The organism is Mycobacterium sp. NGS41 (genome assembly GCF_059812725.1).
The window spans coordinates 45,894-65,284 of the sequence record NZ_JCALDF010000002.1 but is presented as its reverse complement, the minus strand read 5'-3'; the positions used below and the strand labels follow the sequence as shown (position 1 = coordinate 65,284).

The following is a 19,391-nucleotide window of genomic DNA, read 5'->3' as shown; positions in this document are numbered from 1 at the left end:
GCCAGCGCGGAAAAGTGCGAGTGGACGTCACGCTAGCGTCGATCTGGGCGGTAACCACGACTGATAAGCGCTTGACATACCCGTCTGACCACATCATCGGGCCGATGTTCGGCAACCACCCGGATCGTGATCCAGCCCAAGTCCTGAACTTTGGCATTCCGAGTCATGTCGTGGACATAGCGTCGGCGGTCCGTGCGGTGTTGGTCGCCGTCGTACTCCGCAGCGACCATGAACTCTTCCCAACCCATATCGAGCACACCCACTAGTCGCCAACCGTCCGCAACCGGTATCTGCGTGGTCGGCTTCGGCAAACCGGCGTCGATGAGCAGCAGCCGCAACCAGGTTTCGCGCGGCGATGCGGCGCCACCGTCCACCAGTGGCAGCAACTCCTGGAGCTGTCGCAGACCCCGTGCGCCCCGGTAGCGCTTCGCCAACACACCGACGTCTTCAGCGGAAAACGGCGTGGCTCGCATCAGCGCGTCGAGTCGTTCCAATGCCTGGCCCCGCGGCAGGTGACGACCGAGATCGTAGGCAGTGCGCGCGACCGTCGTGACTGGAAGTCCCCGCCGCCGGGTGACCTCGTCGGCCCCGAGGGTCTCGTTGCGGACCACCAGTCCCCGTTGCGACGGGCACTTTTCGAGACGAGTTCCACTGGCGTGTCCGCGTCAAGCCAGTGCGCTCCGTGCAGCGCGGAGGCTGCGGCACCCGCCACGACCGCTCGCCGACGCGACCACAGCCACGCGCCCAGCATGCGATCGTTCAGCGACGGTTCAGCCGACTTGGGCATGTAGACGTCACGAAATATCGGTCGATACCACCGCCGAAGCTGATGCTCGGTCAATGCACCGGAATGGACCGCTTCGCTGCCAACAATCACTTCGGCCATTCGCCGATAGTGGTTGACACCACCGACACAGCCGTCGAGATCGACGCTGGCGCGGGAAAGTGCGAGTAAGTGTCACGCCAGCGTCGATCTCGACGACAAGTGCGCGCCTCAGACGTCGGATGAATACCGGATGCCGCCGTCGGGGATAGCGACACCCGGCCACACTCGGGCGCCGCGCAGCAGCTCGCAACGGGCACCGATGTCGGCGCCGTCGCCGATCACACCGTCGCGGATCAGCGCCCGGGGACCGACGCGCACGCCGAAGCCGATGATCGAACGCTCGATCACGCTGCCGGCCTCGATCTTGACGCCGTCGAAGATCACCGCACCGTCCAGCCGTACGCCGGGGCCGATCTCGGCGCCCCGCCCGACGACCGTCCCGCCGATCAGCACCGCACCGGGCGCCACCGCCGCGCTGTCGTGTACCAACCGCTCGCCGCGCTGACCGCTCAGGGCCGGCGACGGCGCGATCCCGCGTACCAGATCCGCCGATCCCCGCACGAAGTCCTCCGGGGTGCCCATGTCGCGCCAGTAGCTGGCATCGACGTAGCCGCAGATGTTGACGTGTATGTCGGAGAGCAGCGCCGGGAATACCTCGCGCTCCACCGACACCTCGCGGCCGCGGGGTATCCGGTCGATGATCTCGCGCCTGAAGACGTAGCAACCGGCGTTGATCTGATCGGTCGGCGGATCCTGGGTCTTCTCGAGAAAAGCGAGAACCCGGCCGTCATCGGTGGGCACGCAGCCGAATGCCCGGGGATCACCCACCCGCACCAGGTGCAATGTGACGTCGGCCTGATTGCTTTGGTGGAACTCCAGCAGCTGGCCCAGCTCCGCGCCGGACAATACGTCGCCGTTGAACACCATCACGGTGTCATGCCGCAGCTTGCCCGCGACGTTCGCGATGCCGCCGCCGGTTCCCAGCGGATGTTCCTCGGTCACGTAGTCGATCTGCAGACCCAGCTTCGATCCGTCGCCGAACTCGGTCTCGAACACCGCGGCCTTGTACGACGTGCTGAGGATCACGTGCTCGATGCCCGCCGCCGCGATGCGCGACAACAGATGCGTGAGAAACGGCTGCCCGGCGGTGGGCAGCATTGGCTTGGGTGCCGACAGCGTCAGGGGCCGCAGCCGGGTGCCCTTGCCGCCGACCAACACCACCGCATCGACCTGCGGGTTAGCCACCTCAGTGCCGCCCTTCCGCGAGCTTGAGCAGTTTGCGGCGCGAACTGCGCACCATCAGGCGGGAGCGGACCGCCAGCGATCCCCGCAACACCCACCGCAACGGCGCCCGCCACCAGCCGGGATGCCGATCAGCCAGGAAAAGGTATGTGCTCTGGTGATGCGCGGTCAGGTGGCTTGCCGGGTCGCGGCCGGTGGAGTGGCCCTTGTGGTGCAAGACTTCCGCCGACGGCACGTAGACGCTCAGCCAGCCGGCTTTGCCGAGCCGGTCACCCAGATCGACGTCCTCCATATACATGAAGTAGCGCTCGTCGAACCCGCCGACCTCGGTGAAGGCGGACCGGCGCACCAGCAGGCACGAGCCCGACAGCCAGCCCACCACGCGTTCGCTGGGCTCGAGCCGCTCCTGACGGTAGGCCGCCGTCCACGGATTGCGTGGCCACACCGGCCCGAGCACCGCGTGCATGCCGCCCCGGATCAGGCTGGGCAGGTGGCGCGCGGACGGGTACACGGACCCGTCCGGGTCGCGGATCAGCGGTCCGAGCGCTCCGGCACCGGACCAGCGGGCGGCGGCGTCCAGCAGGGCGTCGATGCTGCCCGGTCCCCATTGCACGTCGGGGTTGGCCACAATCAGCCACTCCTGGCCACCCAGCTCGGTCTCGAGCTTTGCGATCGCGCGATTCGCCGCGGTTCCGTACCCCAGGTTGCCGCCGGTCTCGAACAGCCGCACGTTGTCATAGCGCTCGACCGCGGTCTGCGGTGTTCCGTCGGTGGAGCCGTTGTCGGCCATCAGCACGCTCACCGGTCGTTCGGTGGCCAGCGACAAAGAAGCCAGGAACCGCTCCAGATGCGGACCCGGCGAATAGGTCACCGTCACGACCGGCAGCACGTCAGTCACGCGTAGAGGGTAACGGTCGATCGGGCCGGGCGCCGTTGTGACTTGCTGCCAGGGCGGCGACAAGTGCACTGCGCCAGGGTCTTAACGGTGTCAGGCCCGCCTCGGCCGACTGCCGGCTGGACAGCGCCGAGTAGTGCGGCCGGGGTGCCGGCCGCGGGTTTTGGGCAGTACTGACCGGGCGCACCCGCTGCGGATCGGCGCCGCATTCTTCGAACACCGCGCGGGCCTGCTCGAATCGGGAGACCGCACCCTGGTTGGCGGCGTGCAGGATGGGCCCGTGCGCGCGACCGTCCGCCGCCTCCAGCACCGCGTCGGCCAGGTCGGCAACATAGGTCGGCGAGCCGATCTGGTCGTCGACCACGTCCACGGGCCCGTCACCGGCAGCCAGTCGGCGCATGACGGCGACGAAGTCCTTGCCGGTGCCCCCGGTGTAGACCCACGCGGTCCGCATCACGATGGCTTGGGAGGCCTCCGGCAGCGCTGCCAGCACAGCCTTTTCGCCGGCCAGCTTGCTGCACGCGTACACGCCTGCCGGCGCGGTTTCATCGCTGGGTTCGTACGGGTGGGGATCGGCGTCCAATGGCGCGCCGAACACGAAGTCGGTGGAGATGTGGACCAACCGGGCCCCGGCGCGGGCGCAGGCCCGGGCGATGTGTTCTGGGCCCGCGGCATTGACCGCGAACGCGGCGGCTTCGTCGCTCTCGGCGGCGTCGACATTGGTGTAGGCCGCGCAATTGACCACGACGTCGCCACGTTGGACGAACCGTTGCGCGGCCCCCGGGTCGGTGATGTCCCACTGCGACGAGGTCAGCGCCACCACGTCGCGGCCCTGGGCGGCAGCCCGCGACGCCAGACAGCTGCCCAGCTGTCCGCCGGCGCCGGTGATCACCAGCCGTTCTGACATGTTTCGAGTCTGGCACGTGGGGCGCACGCCTCGGGCACGCCGGGGTTAGCTTCCCGCGAAGCTGGTGTGTCGCAAGTAACCTATTGTGATGCCTGTGCAACGTGTGGTTCGTGTGGTTGCCACTGTGCTGACCGTTGCGGTCGTCCTCGGCACCGGGGTCGCGTGGAGCAACGTCCAGTCGTTCCAGGACGGCATTTTCCACATGTCGGCACCCTCGCTGGGCAAGGGCGGCGACGACGGCGCGATCGACATCTTGCTGGTCGGCCTCGACAGCCGCACCGACGCCCACGGCAACCCGCTGTCGGCCCAGGAACTGGCGTCGCTGCGGGCCGGTGACGAAGAAGCCACCAACACCGACACCATCATCCTGATCCGGATACCGAACAACGGGAAGTCGGCCACCGCGATCTCGATTCCGCGTGACTCCTACGTTCAGGCCCCGGGTCTGGGCAAGACCAAGATCAACGGCGTCTACGGCCAGACCAGAGAGATTAAGCGGACCCGCCTGGTGCAGGCCGGAGCGTCGGCCAACGAGGCCGCCGCGCAGGGCACCGAGGCAGGTCGCGAAGCCCTGATCAAGACCGTAGCCGACCTGACCGGCGTCACCGTCGACCACTACGCCGAGATCGGGTTGCTGGGTTTCGCGTTGATCACCGACGCGCTCGGCGGCGTCGATGTGTGCCTCAAAGACGCGGTGTACGAACCACTTTCGGGTGCCGACTTTCCGGCCGGCCGGCAGAAGCTCACCGGGCCGCAGGCGCTCAGCTTCGTACGCCAGCGCCACGAGCTACCCCGCGGGGACCTGGACCGGGTGGTGCGTCAGCAGGCGGTGATGGCCTCGCTGGCACACCGGGTCATCTCCGGGAAGACGCTGTCCAGCCCGGCCACGCTGAAGCGGCTGGAGGCCGCCGTGCAGCGTTCGGTGGTGCTGTCGTCGGGCTGGGACATCATGGACTTCGTGCAGCAGATGCAGAAGCTGGCCGGCGGCAACGTCGCCTTCGCCACCATCCCGGTGCTCGACGGATCCGGCTGGAGCGACGACGGCATGCAGAGCGTGGTGCGGATCGACGCGCGCCAGGTGCAGGAGTGGGTGGGCGGCCTGCTGCACGACCAATCCCAAGGCAAGACCGAGCAGCTGGCCTACACCCCCGCCAAGACCACCGCCAGCGTGGTCAACGACACCGACATCAACGGTCTGGCCGCCGCGGTGTCAGACGTCTTGAGCGCCAAGGGATTCAGCACCGGTCCGGTAGGCAACAACGAAAACGGCCACGTCAAAAACAGCCAGGTGCGGGCCGCCAAGTCCGACGACATGGGCGCTCAGGAGGTTGCCAAGGAGCTGGGCGGACTGCCGGTGGTCGCCGACGGGTCGATACCGTCGGGATCGGTTCGGGTGGTGCTGGCCAACGACTACACCGGGCCGGGCTCGGGGCTTTCGGGCTCCATCCCGCCGGTGCGCGCGCCAGGCGGTGGCGGCGGCTCTGCCGACAGCACCGCTCCCCCGCCGTCGCCGATCCTCACTGCCGGCTCCGATAAGCCCGAATGCATCAACTGAGCACGCTGAGCGGGGCGATCCTGGACCCGCTGCTGAGGGCCGACCCGGTCGGTCCGCGGATCACCTACTACGACGATGCCCTTGGGACCATCGGCCACCGAATCGAACTGTCCGCGGTGACACTGGCCAACTGGGCCGCCAAGACCGGCAACCTGTTGCGCGACGAGCTGGGCGCCGGCTCGGCCAGCCGGGTCGCGATCCTGCTGCCGGCGCACTGGCAGAGCGCGGCGGTGCTGTTCGGCGTGTGGTGGATCGGTGCCGAAGTGGTGCTGGACGGCCCGGCAGACGTGGCCTTGTGCACGTCGGAACGGCTGGATGAGGCTGACGCGGCCATCGGTGGACTTGGTGAGGTCGCGGTGCTGTCGCTGGACGCGTTCGGCCGGCCCGCGCCCGACCTGCCGGTCGGCGTCACCGACTACGCGACCGCGGTCCGGGTGCACGGCGATCAGATCGTCCCCGAGCGCCATCCCGGCCCCGCGCTCGCCGGCCGATCGGTCGACGAAATCCTGGCCGGCTGCGCGCGATCGGTGGAAGTACACGGTCTGAAGTCGGCGGATCGAGTGCTGTCCACCGCATCGTGGAACAGGGCGGACGACGTGGTTGACGGATTGCTGGCGGTGTTGTCCGTTGGCGGGTCTCTGGTTCATGTGGCCAATCCCGACCCGAACGCGCTGCAACGCCGGATCGAGACCGAAAAGGTGACGAGAGTCCTGTAGCGGCTACTTTCGTCGCGTCAGGTCAGGTCGTTGTTCCAGTGATACTGCTCGAAGCAGATCGCGAGCGATCCCTGGAGTGCCCGCACCAGCCAAGCGGCCTCATCCTTGCTCAGAAAGTAGCGGTCGCTCCGGTGGGGCTGGCCCGGGGACACGCTCTCGACCTCGATCTCAATGCCGGCCAAGTTAAGTTGCTGGTCGTGATCCCAGAAATACCCGTCACTGGCGGGGCGAACGACAATCCGGCGCCCCGCCTCCATCCGCGGAGGAAGCTGAACGCCGATTGGAAGGCCGAACCAATCCCGCGCATCCTGCCGATGGGTAGCCGTGAACTCAAAACCGCACTGCTCGCACACCCCGGGCCAGTCGGCGTTCCACGGTTGAGGGCCGTAGTCAGACCCCCGACTGGGGTACTCGCCAGCACGGACGGGATTGCGACACCTCGGACAGCGAGGCATCCGGGCAGGCGTCGTCGGGGCGCTGCCGTCGGAAGACACGACAGCGAGCACGTACCCACACCGTCCGCAGTGATCGGGCTTCCCGTCAAGCGTCATCGCACATCGCGGACACTCCATCGCATCCTCCTGCGAGCAGGTTACAGCCGGGTCTCCCTGTGACGAGCAGACGCAGAATCGCACGCTGAGGGCCCTATGCGCCCGATTCTGCGTCTACTCGGCATTCATGTTGATATCGCGATATTTCGATGTTAGCGTCGTCGGAAAGGACGACAGCACGGGAAGGTTCGGGCGATGGCGGTGTACGGGCTCTTGGGGAAGGCGGCTTCGACGGTGGTGACCGGCTTGGCCGGGGTGACCGCCTACGAGCTGTTGCGCAAAGGGCTGGCCAAGGCACCGTTGCACGAGACCGCCGTGTCGGCCGCGACGCTGGGGCTGCGCGGGACCCGCCGGGCCGAGGAGGCCGCCGAGTCGGCCCGGCTGAAGATCGCCGACGTGATGGCCGAGGCCCGCGAGCGCATCGGCGAAGAGGCGCCCACCCCTGCCGTCGGCGACGTCCACCAGCACGAGCACTGACCCCCTCACCATGGCGCTCGCGATTGTCGAAGAAGTCGCAGCAACCGAAGACCCTGCCCTACAAGTACTTTCGGATGCGGCCGGACGGATGCGCGTCCAGGTGGACTGGCTGCGATCCGATTCCCGGCGTGCCGTGGCGGTCGAAGAGTCGGTCGCCAAGGAGAACGGTGTCCGGGTGGTGCACGCCTACCCCCGCACCGGGTCCGTCGTCGTCTGGTACTCGCCGAAGCGTTGCGACCGCGCGGCGGTGCTGGCGGCCATCAGCGACGCCGCACACGTCGCCGCGGAGCTGATCCCTGCCCGCGCGCCGCATTCGTCGGAGATCCGCAACGCCGACGTGCTGCGCATGGTCATCGGCGGCGCGGCCCTGGCCCTGCTCGGCGTGCGCCGCTATGTGTTCGCGCGGCCGCCGCTGCTGGGCCCGAGCGGCCGACTCGTTGCCACCGGCGTCACCGTCTTCACCGGCTATCCGTTCCTGCGCGGTGCGCTGCGTTCACTGCGCTCCGGGAAGGCCGGCACCGACGCGCTGGTTTCGGCCGCCACCCTGGCCAGCCTGATCCTGCGCGAAAACGTCGTGGCGCTCACCGTGCTCTGGCTGCTCAACATCGGGGAGTATCTGCAGGATCTGACGCTGCGGCGGACCCGACGGGCCATTTCGGAACTGCTGAGCGGCAACCAGGACACAGCCTGGATCCGCCTGGCCGACGGCACCGAGATACAGGTGCCGATGGATACGGTCCAGATCGGCGACGAGGTGGTGGTCCACGACCACGTCGCGATCCCGGTCGACGGCGAGGTGCTCGACGGCGAGGCGATTGTCAACCAGTCCGCCATCACCGGGGAGAACCTGCCGGTGTCGGTGACGGTCGGCACACACGTGCACGCCGGTTCGGTCGTCGAGCGCGGCCGGCTGGTGGTGCGCGCCCAGGCCGTCGGCAAGCAAACCACCATCGGGCGGATCATCACCAGAGTCGAAGAGGCTCAACATGATCGGGCGCCGATCCAAACGGTCGGCGAGAACTTCTCCCGCCGGTTCGTGCCGACGTCGTTCATCGTCTCGGCCATCACCCTGCTGATCACCGGGGACGTCCGGCGCGCGATGACGATGCTGCTCATCGCCTGCCCCTGCGCGGTGGGCTTGTCCACCCCGACGGCGATCAGCGCCGCGATCGGCAACGGCGCGCGCCGCGGCATCCTGATCAAGGGCGGCTCGCATCTGGAACAGGCGGGCCGCGTCGACGCGATCGTGTTCGACAAGACCGGAACGCTGACGGTAGGGCGGCCGGTGGTCACCAATATCGTTGCCATGCACAAGGATTGGAATCCCGAGCAGGTGCTGGCCTACGCTGCCAGCTCAGAGATCCACTCGCGGCACCCGCTGGCTGAGGCGGTGATCCGCTCGACCGAGGAACGCCACATCAGCATCCCGCCGCACGAGGAGTGCGAGGTGCTGGTCGGCCTGGGCATGCGGACCTGGGCCGACGGCCGGACCCTGCTGCTGGGCAGCCCGGGCCTGCTGCGCTCCGAGAAGGTGCGGGTGTCCAAGAAGGCGTCGGAGTGGGTGGACAAGCTGCGGCGCCAGGCGGAAACCCCGCTGCTGCTCGCGGTGGACGGCAAGCTGGTGGGATTGATCAGCCTGCGCGACGAAGTGCGCCCCGAGGCGGCCGATGTCCTGAAGAAGTTGCGCGCCGGCGGCATTCGCCGGATCGTCATGCTCACCGGAGACCACCCGGAGATCGCCAAGGTCGTCGCCGACGAGCTCGACATAGACGAATGGCGCTCCGAGGTGATGCCGGAAGACAAGCTCGAGGTGGTGCGCGAGCTGCAGAACGACGGGTACATCGTCGGCATGGTGGGCGACGGCATCAACGACGCGCCGGCGCTTGCGGCCGCCGACATCGGGATCGCGATGGGCCTGGCCGGAACCGACGTCGCCGTCGAGACGGCCGACGTGGCGCTGGCCAACGACGACTTGCATCGCCTGCTGGATGTACGCGACCTGGGCGCTCGGGCGGTCGACGTCATCCGGGAGAACTACGGCATGTCCATCGCGGTCAACGCCGCGGGGCTGCTCATCGGTGCGGGCGGCGCGCTGTCGCCGGTGCTGGCCGCGATCCTGCACAACGCGTCGTCGGTGGCGGTGGTGGTCAACAGCTCCCGGCTGATCCGCTACCGGCTGGACTGATCACTGGATTTCCCCATCGCCCGCCGAGCGTGCGCGTTTGTACATCATCGGACGGCGTTTCGCGTGCAAACACGCACGCTCGCCAGCCATTCAGCAGCCGCAGTCCATGCCACGCCAGGCCCGGACGCCCGACCAGATCGCGATCCCGGCGATGGCCAGCCCGATCGCCGGGTCAACCCACCAGGTGCCCGGCCAGATGGCGGTGATAGCAAGGCCGATCAGCACGCCGGCGGCCTGCGCGGCACACAGATAGTTCTGGGTGCCTTCGCCATGAGTCGCGCCGGAGCCCAGTCGCGCCGCCAGTTTGTGCTTGACCCGGCCCAGCGTCGGCATCAGCACCAAGGCCAGCGCCGTCAGCCCGATGCCGATCATCGAGGTCTCGGCGTGCTGTCTTTCGATCAGGTGCCGGACGGATTCGGCGGCGATATACGGGGCGGTCAGCCAGAACGACACCGCGACACCGCGTTGCGCCCGTCGCTCGGACTTCTCGCAGTGGGTGCGGGAGCCGCTGAAACGCCAGATCACCATCGCGCTGGCCAGCCCCTCGGGCGCGCTGCCCAGCGCCCACCCGGTCAACGCGATCGACCCGACCGCCAGCCCCTGCCACAGCCCGATGACGCCCTCGGACAGCATCACGACCAGGCTCACCCAGGCCAACCGCCGGGCCCATTGCGCGCTGCGCTGCCATCCGGCGTCGCGCGTGACCGGCGCGTGCGGGGCGTGGGTGGCGTGGGTGGCGTTGCCGACCGCATCGGAAGTAGTCGCCGGCTGCATCTAACGATGTTAAAGGCAACGTGGGCCCCGGCGCTGGAACGCTGCCGAGCCCCGGTGGCGCGCGTGTCGTTAATCTGTCTAATCAGTAGCACGGACGGACGGAGAAACTTCACCGATGGCGCGCACCGACAACGACACCTGGGACCTCGCGACGAGCGTGGGAGCCACCGCGACCATGGTGGCCGCCGGACGCGCCTGGTCCACCAGAGCGGGCCTGATCGACGACCAGTTCGCCGAGCCCCTGGTGCGGGCGGTCGGCATCGACTTCTTCAGCCGGTGGGCGGCAGGAGAACTCGACTCCGCCGTGGTCGACGACCCCGCTGCGCCCTGGGGCATGCAACGCATGAGCGACCTGCTCGCCGCCCGCACCCGCTACATCGATGCGTTTTTCGCCGAGGCGACCGCGGCGGGAATTCGCCAGGCGGTCATCTTGGCCTCCGGCCTGGACGCGCGCGGCTACCGACTCCAGTGGCCGGCAGGCACGACGGTATTCGAGATCGACCAACCCCAAGTCATCGAATTCAAGAGCGCGACCATCGCCGGACTCGGCGCCGAGCCGACGGCGGACATCCGGGCCGTCCCCATCGACCTCCGACACGACTGGCCGTCGGCGCTGCGCCAGGCCGGGTTCGACGTCGACCGGCCCGCCGCATGGGCCGCCGAGGGCTTGCTGGGCTTCTTGCCGCCGGATGCCCAAGACCAGTTGCTGGACAGCGTCACCGCGCTCAGCGCCGACGGCAGCCGACTGGTGGCCGAAATCTTCATAAATTCCGGTCCCAATCTGGCGGCTTTGAATGCCGCCGGTCAGAAATGGCGCGAGCATGGCCTCGATGTCGTGCTGGAGAACCTAGGATTCCCCGGCGAGCGCAACGACGTCGCCGACTACCTGGCTCACTGCGGTTGGGAAACGGAGCGAACCACGCTCAATACCCTGCTGGCCGGCGTCGGATTACCGGTTCACCCCACCATGGGCGATAAAGCCGATGAGCATGCGCCGTTCATCCAGAACTACTACTGCACCGCGGTGTTAGACAAGGGAAAGGCCGGCTGATGCCAAACAACAACGCCGCCAAGCCACTTGACGGGTTTCGGGTGCTGGATTTCACCCAGAACGTAGCCGGACCGCTGGCCGGACAGGTGCTGGCCGACCTGGGCGCCGAAGTCATCAAGATTGAGGCGCCCGGTGGCGAAGCGGCCCGGCACATCACCGCGGTGCTGCCCGGACGCCCGCCGCTCGCGACGTATTTCCTGCCCAACAACCGCGGCAAGAAGTCGGTGACGGCGGACCTGACCGACGAAGAAGCCAGGCAGCAGATACTGCGCCTGGCTGATACCGCCGATGTCGTGCTGGAAGGGTTTCGCCCCGGCGTCATGGAGAAGATGGGCCTGGGGCCCGACGACCTGCGGTCACGCAACCCCAGACTGATCTACGCCCGTCTGTCGGCCTTCGGCGGCAACGGCCCGCACAGCAGCAGACCGGGCGTCGACCTGATGGTCGCTGCCGAGTCCGGCATGACCACGGGAATGCCCACGCCCGACGGCAAGCCGCAGATCATCCCGTTCCAGCTCGTCGACAACGCCAGCGGTCACGTGTTGGCCCAGGCGGTGCTGGCCGCGCTGCTCAACCGGGAACGCCACGGGGTGGCCGACACGGTCCGGGTCGCGATGTACGACGTCGCGGTGGGACTGCAGGCCAACCAGCTGACCATCCACCTGAACAGGCCAGCCGAGGCGCCCAAGCCGAAACCCGACCAAGCGCCGAAAGCCAAGCGGCGCAAGGGAGTCGGATTCGCCACCCAGCCGTCCGACGCCTTCCGGGCCGCCGACGGCTACCTCGTGCTGTCCGCATACGTGCCCAAGCACTGGGCGAAGCTCTGCGAGATCATCGGCCGTCCGGACCTGCTCGAGGACGAGCGATTCGTCGACCAGCGCGCGCGGGCGCTCAACTACCCCGAGCTGACCGAAGAACTGGAGTCCGCCCTGGCCGCCAAGACCGCCGCCGAATGGGTCGAGCTGCTGCACGAAGGCGGGCTGATGGCCTGCCTCGCCTACACCTGGAAGCAGGTCGTCAACACCCCGCTGTTCGCCGAGAACGACCTCGCCTTACCCGTCGGCAGCGGTGACAACGCGATCATGGTGATCCGCACGCCGGCGCGCTACTCCAGCTTCAGCGCTGTGGCCACCGATCCCCCACCGGCGCTCGGCCAGCACAACGATGCATTTCTGGTCGCGCCGGAAGCCGCGTCTTGACCCTCATCACGCCGGTAGCTTGACCACCCTGTTGTTGCCGCGGTCAGCCACGTACACGGCTCCGCCGCTATCGACCGCGACCGACAACGGCACGTTGAGGCCCTGGAACGGCAGCTCGGTCGGGCTGTTCGACCCCGAGGCCAACTTGACCACCTTGCCGCTGTTGTGTTCGGTGACGTAGACGTTGCCGGTTTTGTCGACGGCGATCCCCCACGGCACGTTGATGCCGGAGGATACGAGGACGGTCTGGTCGCTCGACCCGGCGGCCAACTTCAGCACCCGGTTGTTGTCGGTGTCGGTGACGTAGACGTTGCCGGCGGCGTCCACGGCAACGCCGTCGGGGTTCTTCAGCCCGTTGAACGGCAGCACACTTTGGGCGTTCGACCCGCTGTCCAACTTGAGCACCCGGTTGTTTCCGCGGTCGGCGACATAGACGCTCCCCTGCGCATCCACCGCGACTCCCTCCGGATAACTGAGGCCGTTGAACGGCAGCACCTTCTGCTTGTCGGACCCGGGGGCCAGGCTCACCACCTGGTTACTGAAATCGGCGACGTACACGGTGCCGTTGCTGTCGACCGCCAACCCTTGAGGCTGGTAAAGGGAGGAGAACGGCAGCACCGTCGAGTTGCCCGACCCGGCAGCCAGCTTCACCACCTTGCCGTACATGCCCTCACTGGTGGTGTAAACGGAGCCGTCTTTGTCTACCGCCACCCCGCCCGGAGACAGCTGGAAGTCGAGGCCGTTGAACGGCAGCACGGTTTGCCCGGACGCCGACGTGTGCGACGGCCGCAGTGCCAGGTATCCGATGGTGGCGATGACCAGCAGCGCGACCGCGCCGATGAGGATCCATCGCTTGCGTATAGGCCGCGGCTGGCGACCGCTGGGCGCGAAGTCGGGCGGTCGGGTGTGCGGCTGGGGATGGCTGTAGCTCGGCGGAGGCCCGGGCGGGCCGGCGGGCGGCGGCGGTCCGGGCCGGTTGCGCCAACTGCCGGTGCCGACACCCTGCGGCACGGGCCGAGCCATCGTGTCGGCACGCGGCGACGGCTGCGGCCCCGGCTGGGGCCCAGGATGAGACGACGCCTGGGGCGGGAACCGCCGCAAGATCGTCGTCGCCTGATCCTGCTCGGGCACGCTCAGCGCGTGGTGGGCGGCGGCGGCCAGTTCACCGGCGCTGCGATAGCGCTCACCGGGGTTCTTTGCCATGCCCCTGGCGATCACCGCGTCGAATGCATCCGGGACAGCACCGGGTCGCAGCTGGCTGGGCCGCGGCGCCGGCTCGGTCAGATGCGCGGCGACCGCCCGCTCGATGCTGTCGGCTCGATACGGGGGCGAGCCGGTCAAGCATTCGCTCAGCACACACGCCAACGAATAGATGTCGGCGCGCTGGGTGACTTCTCCACCGGTTAACCGCTCCGGGGCCATGTAGTCGTAGGTGCCCATCGTGATCCCGGCCTGGGTCACCCGCGGGTCTGCGGCGGCGCGGGCGATGCCGAAATCCACCAGATAGGCGAAGTCGTCGTCGGTGATCAGGATGTTCTCCGGTTTGACGTCGCGATGCGTCACGCCGGTGGCATGAGCCGCGTCCAGCGCGGCCGCGACCTGGCCCACGATGGTCACCGCCCGCGGTGGGCTGATCGGCCCCGAACGGTTCAGCAGCGTGCCCAAATCGGTGCCGTCGACCAGCCGCATCTCCAAAAACAGCTTGCCGTCGATTTCGCCGTAGTCATGGATGGGCACCACATGCGGCTCGGTCAGCCGGCCTGCGGCGTCGGCCTCACGTTGCATCCGCGCGCGAAACTCCGGATTGCCGGAGTATTGCGGGGAGATCAGCTTTAGCGCCACCACTCGACGTTTGCGGGTGTCCTCGGCCTCATAGACCTCGCCCATTCCGCCGCGGCCCAGCAGCCGCATCAGCTGATAGGGACCAAACCGCGAACCCGCCCGCGACGCGGTGTCGTTCACCATCGCGCGCTCCTTTCGATTGATCCGCTGAGAGAAGTTGTCGTCACGAGATCGCGTTCACCGCCCCCGACAGCTTCGACTTGAACGAGTCCGGCAACGGAATCGATCCGTACTGGTCCAACCCTTTTTGGCCAGGACCGATCGCGGCCTGCATAAACGCCTTGACGGCCTTGCCGGTCTCGGCAGCCGGATATTTCGAGCAGACGATCTCGTAAGTCGCCAGCACAATCGGGTACGCGCCGGCCTGCGACGGCTTGTAGAACGACGACGTGTCCAACACCAGGTCATTGCCCTGTCCCAGGAACCGTGCCCCGGCGATCGTCTTGCCCACCGACTCGGTGGTGATCGCCACGGCGTTCGGGCCAGCGGACGTGATAATCCCGGCCATGCGTAACTGCTTGCCCACGGCGAATGACCACTCGTTGTAGGTGATCGACCCGTCGGTGCTCTCCAGCAGCGCCGACGTGCCGTCGTTCCCGGCGGCGCCGTCACCGACACCGCCGTCGAACGTCTCACTCACGCCTTTGCCCCAGGCGCCATCGGACGCGCCGTCGAGGTATTTCTGGAAGTTGTAGGTGGTACCGGACTTGTCGCTGCGGAAGACGACGTGGATGGGGGTCGACGGCAGGTCGATGTCGTTGTTGAGCGCTTTGACCGCCGCGTCGTTCCATAACCTGATGCCGCCGTTGAAGATCTTCGCGGTGGTGGGCCCGTCCAGCTTCAGCGCGGTCACGCCCTTGACGTTGTAGGTGACAGCGATCGGGCCAAACACCGTCGGCAGGTCCCATGCCTGCGAACCGCAACGCGCCGACGCCCGATCGGGCTCACCCGTGGACGGGTTCAGTGGCACGTCGGATCCCGCCAAGTCGGCCTGGTTGTTGACGAACGCCTCCACCCCCGCGCCGGAACCGTTTGCGGCGTAGTCCAGGGAGTAGCCCGGACATGCGTGACTATAGGCATAGACGAATTGCTGGATCGCGTTTTCCTGCGCGGTCGAGCCGGCGCCCTTCAGATCCTTCTTGCCGCCGCAGTTCACCGACCCCGACGAGTTGTTCGAGTGGCCGCCGCATGCCGACAGCACCAGCGCGACGACCGCGCTCACAGCCAGCAGGCTCAGGGCTGCGCCAGATCGGTTGAACTTCACGGAACTCCTTTACACGAGTCATGGGTGACGAACACCTGCACTTCGCCACCGGATCGAGCCGAGCCGCTGGAACCTTCCGCACACGGAAGCCCCGCTGTTGTTCGAAGGGTATTTACCTAACGGTCGATGTATAAACCTTGACGAGGCAGACCGAGGCTGCTAACGGCCCCTCGCAGTAGTCGTGGTTGACTCGCAATCCTGTTGGTGCTGCGGCACATAGCATTTCTTTAAGTTCTTTGAATTGCTGATGAATCCGCGTTCTGTTCATTCGATGAACCAGGCCATCGACGAGGATTTATTTCAGTTACCTGCGGGGAAGCAACATATTTGCTGCCCGCAAATTTGGCCGATCCACGTCCAACGGCGCGCGCTCTTGACCGCAGCCGGCCACCCGACTGACCGGTTTCGAGGAGTCGAACCATGACCACCGATGTCAACAAATTTGTCGGTGCGCTGAAGTCTGGAGCTCTCACCCGCAACCTGCGACATGACACTCCGTCGTCGATCGTGGTCTTCCTTGTTGCGCTGCCCCTTTCGTTGGGGATCGCCATCGCCTCCGGTGCTCCGCTGATGGCCGGGTTGATCGCGGCGGTGGTCGGCGGCATCGTCGCCGGTTGCCTTGGCGGCTCGGTGCTGCAGGTCAGCGGCCCGGCCGCGGGCCTCACCGTGGTGGTCGCCGGTCTGATCAACGACTTCGGCTGGCAGATGACGGGCATCATCACCATCTGCGCGGGCGCGATTCAGATCCTCTTCGGCGTGGTCAAGGTGGCCCGCGCCGCACTCGGCGTCGCTCCGGTCGTGGTACACGCCATGCTGGCGGGCATCGGCGTCACCATCGTCTTGCAGCAAATCCATGTCCTGATGGGTGGCTCGTCGCGAAGCTCGGCGTGGAAAAACATCGAGGCATTGCCCAACGGCATCCTCCACCACGAGCTGCACGAAGTGATCGTCGGCGGGATTGTGATCGGCCTGCTGATGTTGTGGCCCAAGCTGCCCGCCAAGATCCGCGTCATTCCCGGCGCCCTGGTGGCCATCGTGGTCGCGACCACCGTCGCCGAAGCTGCGAACCTCGAGGGTGTCGACCGAATAAACCTTTCCGGCAACTTCTTCCACGCCATCGGTTTGCCGCATCTTCCCCCCACCGCCCCCGGCGGAGCGCCGTGGACTCAGCAGATCGGTGCCGTGGCCCTGGGTGTCATCACCGTTGCCCTCATCGCCAGCGTCGAATCGCTGCTGTCGGCGGTCGCGGTCGACAAGCTGCACAACGGCCCGCGCGCGAACTTCAACCGCGAGATGATCGGGCAGGGCAGCGCCAACATGGTGTCGGGGTTGCTCGGCGGGCTGCCGATCACCGGGGTCATCGTCCGCAGCTCCACCAACGTAGCCGCCGGGGCCCGCACCCGCGCGTCGGCGATACTGCACGGCATCTGGATCCTGCTGTTCGCGTCGCTGCTGACCGATCTGGTGGAACTCATCCCCAAGGCAGCGCTGGCGGGACTGCTCATCGTGATCGGTATCCAGCTCATCAAGCTGGCTCACATCAAACTCGCTTGGCGCACAGGCAATTTCGCCGTATACACCATCACCATCGGATGCGTGGTATTCCTGAACCTGCTCGAGGGTGTGGCCATTGGCCTCGGCGTCGCGATCTTCATGCTGTTGACGCGGTTGGTGCGCGCACCCATCGAGGCCCGGCCGTACGGCGACGCAGAGTCGAAAAACTGGCGGATCGACATCGACGGCACGCTCAGCTTCCTGCTGTTGCCCCGCCTGACCACGGTGCTGTCCACCATGCCGCCCGGGTCTCAGGTGCGGCTCACGCTCAATGCGGACTACATCGACGAGGCTGTCTCCGAGGCTATTTCCGATTGGAGAACCGCTCACGAGGCGACGGGCGGAGCCGTGGTGATCGTGGAGACGTCACCGGCGACGCTGCACCACGCCCACACCAGCCGCCCCAAACGTCACTACCAGCGCCCGATCGAAGCCGTCTTGCGCAACGGTGACCATCATGACGCCGGAGTGTCGATTCTCGACGGCGTTGACGCGTACCACCGCAACGGCCGCGGAGAGCTGTACCCGCGGCTTGCCAAACTGACCGATTCGACGACACCGAGCGCGGTGTTCCTCACCTGTGCCGACTCGCGGGTGCTGCCCGACGTGATCACCGCCAGTGGGCCCGGCGACCTGTATATCGTCCGCAACGTCGGCAACCTGGTACCCGCCGACGCGACGGACCGATCGGTCGACGCGGTCCTCGACGTCGCGTTCAACCAGCTAGGTGTGACTTCCGTTGCGGTGTGCGGACATTCGTCGTGCCGGGCAATGGAGGCGTTAATTTCCGGGATTTCCGGCGTGTCGGGACAAACTGCGGTCGGTCAGTGGCTGGAACATGGCCGCGACAGCCTGGCAGCATTCCGGGATGGTCATCCGGCGCGCGCGAGTGCGGAGTCCGACGGCCTCAGCGAGGCCGACCAGCTGGGCATCGTGAACGTGGCCGTGCAGATGGAACGGCTGGCACACAGTCCGATCTTGGCCTCCGCCAAGGCCTCTGGCGCTTTGAAGGTCTACGGCATGTTCTTCGACGTGTCGACGGCCCATGTGTACGAGGTGAATCAGCACGGCATTGTGGGCGCCTTCGAGCCTGCCGCCACGCCTTAGCCCAGATGTGCGCGAGCAGACGCAGAAGCGCACTATTCTGCCCTGATTCGTGCGATTCTGCGTCTGCTCGCTGGCTCAGCGCAGCACTGCCCGTGACATGACCACGCGCTGAATCTGATTGGTGCCCTCGTAGATCTGGGTGATCTTGGCGTCGCGCATCATCCGCTCGACGGGGAAGTCGGTGGTGTAGCCGGCGCCGCCGAACAGCTGCACGGCCGACTCCGTGACGTCCATGGCGGTGTCGGAGGCGAAGCACTTTGCGGCCGCGGAAATGAATCCGAGATTCGGCTCGCCGCGTTCGGCGCGGGCAGCGGCCGTATAGACCATCAGGCGGGCGGCTTCGACTTTCATTGCCATGTCGGCCAGCTCGAACTGCACGCCCTGGAAGTCGGAGATGGACTTTCCGAACTGCTTGCGGTCCTTCGTATACGCAACCGTGGCGTCCAGCGCACCCTGCGCGAGACCCACGGCCTGGGCTCCCACCGTGGGGCGGGTGTGGTCGAGGGTCTGCAGCGCGGTCTTGAACCCGGTGCCGGGCTCGCCAATCATCCGATCGCCGGGGATGCGGCAATTCTCGAAGTACAGCTCGGTGGTCGGTGAGCCCTTGATCCCGAGTTTCTTCTCTTTCGGGCCGACGCTGAATCCCTCGTCGTCCTTGTGCACCATGAACGCCGAGATGCCGTTGGGACCCAGGTCCGGATCGGTCACCGCCATCACGGTGTACCAGGTCGACCTGCCGCCGTTGGTGATCCAGCACTTGGCACCGTTGAGAATCCAGTCGTCCCCGTCTGCCTTGGCCCGGGTCCGCATCGATGCCGCGTCACTGCCGGCTTCGCGCTCGCTCAGCGCGTAGGACGCCATGGCCCCTTCGCTGGCGATCGACGGCAGCACCTGCTTCTTCAGCTCTTCAGAGCCGCGCAGAATCAGGCCCATCGTGCCGAGCTTGTTCACGGCCGGGATCAACGAGGCGGAAGCGTCGACGCGCGCCACTTCTTCGATCACGATGCAGGCGGCCACCGAATCTGCGCCCTGACCGCCGTACTCCTCGGGAATATGCACAGCGTTGAAGCCGGCCGCGTTCAGCGCAGCCAGCGCCTCTTCCGGGAACCGCGAGTTCTCGTCCACATCCTTCGCGTAGGGAGCGATCTCCCGTTCCGCCAGAGCGCGGATCGCCGCCCGCAATTCCTCGTGTTCCTCGGGCAGCTTGTACACATCGAAGTCGGGGTTTCCGGCCCACGTACCCATT

At 66.9% G+C, this 19,391-nt stretch carries 15 protein-coding genes and 1 pseudogene; 7 read left to right on the top strand and 9 right to left on the bottom strand.

Annotated elements, in window-relative coordinates:
- Nucleotides 1-32: 32 nt before the first annotated feature.
- The 4 genes and pseudogenes from AC5Y21_RS02470 to rfbD form a co-directional block, all read right to left on the bottom strand.
- Nucleotides 33-886, bottom strand: a pseudogene (locus tag AC5Y21_RS02470) (type IV toxin-antitoxin system AbiEi family antitoxin).
- Between the two features lie 108 nt (nt 887-994).
- Complete coding sequence (gene manB, locus AC5Y21_RS02465) at nt 995-2,071, bottom strand: mannose-1-phosphate guanylyltransferase (RefSeq protein WP_499909084.1); 1,077 nt, start codon at nt 2,069-2,071, stop codon at nt 995-997.
- Between the two features lies 1 nt (nt 2,072).
- Nucleotides 2,073-2,966 (bottom strand): glycosyltransferase family 2 protein, encoded by an 894-nt coding sequence (locus AC5Y21_RS02460; protein WP_499909082.1) that lies wholly within the window; start codon nt 2,964-2,966, stop codon nt 2,073-2,075.
- Nucleotides 2,959-3,870, bottom strand: coding sequence for a dTDP-4-dehydrorhamnose reductase (rfbD, locus tag AC5Y21_RS02455; RefSeq protein WP_499909080.1), 912 nt, complete (start codon nt 3,868-3,870; stop codon nt 2,959-2,961). Before rfbD ends, AC5Y21_RS02460 begins: the two co-directional genes overlap by 8 nt.
- A gap of 85 nt (nt 3,871-3,955) precedes the next feature.
- Here rfbD and AC5Y21_RS02450 point away from each other — a divergent pair, with 85 nt between their 5' ends.
- Both AC5Y21_RS02450 and AC5Y21_RS02445 read left to right on the top strand, forming a co-directional pair.
- A complete protein-coding gene (locus AC5Y21_RS02450; RefSeq protein ID WP_499909078.1) occupies nt 3,956-5,425 on the top strand; it encodes an LCP family protein in 1,470 nt (489 codons plus the stop codon).
- On the top strand, nt 5,413-6,141 hold the full coding sequence (locus AC5Y21_RS02445; RefSeq protein WP_499909076.1) for a TIGR03089 family protein: 729 nt from the start codon (nt 5,413-5,415) through the stop codon (nt 6,139-6,141). The genes AC5Y21_RS02450 and AC5Y21_RS02445 overlap by 13 nt, the downstream gene beginning before the upstream one ends.
- A gap of 17 nt (nt 6,142-6,158) precedes the next feature.
- On the opposite strand, the gene AC5Y21_RS02440 is transcribed toward AC5Y21_RS02445, so the two are convergent.
- Nucleotides 6,159-6,398: a hypothetical protein gene (locus AC5Y21_RS02440; protein WP_499909074.1), complete on the bottom strand. Its 240-nt coding sequence runs from the start codon at nt 6,396-6,398 to the stop codon at nt 6,159-6,161.
- A 489-nt stretch (nt 6,399-6,887) separates the two neighbouring features.
- On the opposite strand from AC5Y21_RS02440, the gene AC5Y21_RS02435 reads away from it, so the two are divergent.
- Together AC5Y21_RS02435 and ctpC are read left to right on the top strand one after the other, a co-directional pair.
- Nucleotides 6,888-7,169: a DUF1490 family protein gene (locus AC5Y21_RS02435; RefSeq protein WP_499909072.1), complete on the top strand. Its 282-nt coding sequence runs from the start codon at nt 6,888-6,890 to the stop codon at nt 7,167-7,169.
- A gap of 10 nt (nt 7,170-7,179) precedes the next feature.
- Nucleotides 7,180-9,354, top strand: a complete 2,175-nt coding sequence (gene ctpC / locus AC5Y21_RS02430; protein ID WP_499909070.1) for a manganese-exporting P-type ATPase CtpC — start codon at nt 7,180-7,182, stop codon at nt 9,352-9,354.
- 90 nt (nt 9,355-9,444) lie between these two features.
- Here ctpC and AC5Y21_RS02425 read toward each other — a convergent pair whose 3' ends face one another.
- On the bottom strand, nt 9,445-10,128 hold the full coding sequence (locus AC5Y21_RS02425; RefSeq protein WP_499909068.1) for a cation efflux transmembrane domain-containing protein: 684 nt from the start codon (nt 10,126-10,128) through the stop codon (nt 9,445-9,447).
- Between the two features lie 115 nt (nt 10,129-10,243).
- Between AC5Y21_RS02425 and AC5Y21_RS02420 the strand changes: the two genes are divergently transcribed.
- Together AC5Y21_RS02420 and AC5Y21_RS02415 are read left to right on the top strand one after the other, a co-directional pair.
- Complete coding sequence (locus AC5Y21_RS02420; RefSeq protein ID WP_499909066.1) at nt 10,244-11,179, top strand: class I SAM-dependent methyltransferase; 936 nt, start codon at nt 10,244-10,246, stop codon at nt 11,177-11,179.
- Nucleotides 11,179-12,378: a CoA transferase gene (locus tag AC5Y21_RS02415; RefSeq protein ID WP_499909064.1), complete on the top strand. Its 1,200-nt coding sequence runs from the start codon at nt 11,179-11,181 to the stop codon at nt 12,376-12,378. The genes AC5Y21_RS02420 and AC5Y21_RS02415 overlap by 1 nt, the downstream gene beginning before the upstream one ends.
- A gap of 6 nt (nt 12,379-12,384) precedes the next feature.
- Here AC5Y21_RS02415 and AC5Y21_RS02410 read toward each other — a convergent pair whose 3' ends face one another.
- Together AC5Y21_RS02410 and pstS are read right to left on the bottom strand one after the other, a co-directional pair.
- On the bottom strand, nt 12,385-14,340 hold the full coding sequence (locus AC5Y21_RS02410) for a serine/threonine-protein kinase PknD (protein ID WP_499909551.1): 1,956 nt from the start codon (nt 14,338-14,340) through the stop codon (nt 12,385-12,387).
- Between the two features lie 43 nt (nt 14,341-14,383).
- On the bottom strand, nt 14,384-15,484 hold the full coding sequence (pstS, locus tag AC5Y21_RS02405; protein WP_499909062.1) for a phosphate ABC transporter substrate-binding protein PstS: 1,101 nt from the start codon (nt 15,482-15,484) through the stop codon (nt 14,384-14,386).
- 420 nt (nt 15,485-15,904) lie between these two features.
- On the opposite strand from pstS, the gene AC5Y21_RS02400 reads away from it, so the two are divergent.
- Nucleotides 15,905-18,145 carry a SulP family inorganic anion transporter gene (locus AC5Y21_RS02400; RefSeq protein ID WP_499909060.1) on the top strand — a complete coding sequence of 747 codons (2,241 nt, stop codon included), beginning with the start codon at nt 15,905-15,907 and terminating at the stop codon, nt 18,143-18,145.
- Nucleotides 18,146-18,220: 75 nt separating this feature from the next.
- On the opposite strand, the gene AC5Y21_RS02395 is transcribed toward AC5Y21_RS02400, so the two are convergent.
- Nucleotides 18,221-19,390, bottom strand: a complete 1,170-nt coding sequence (locus AC5Y21_RS02395; protein WP_499909058.1) for an acyl-CoA dehydrogenase — start codon at nt 19,388-19,390, stop codon at nt 18,221-18,223.
- Between the last annotated feature and the right edge of the window lies 1 nt (nt 19,391).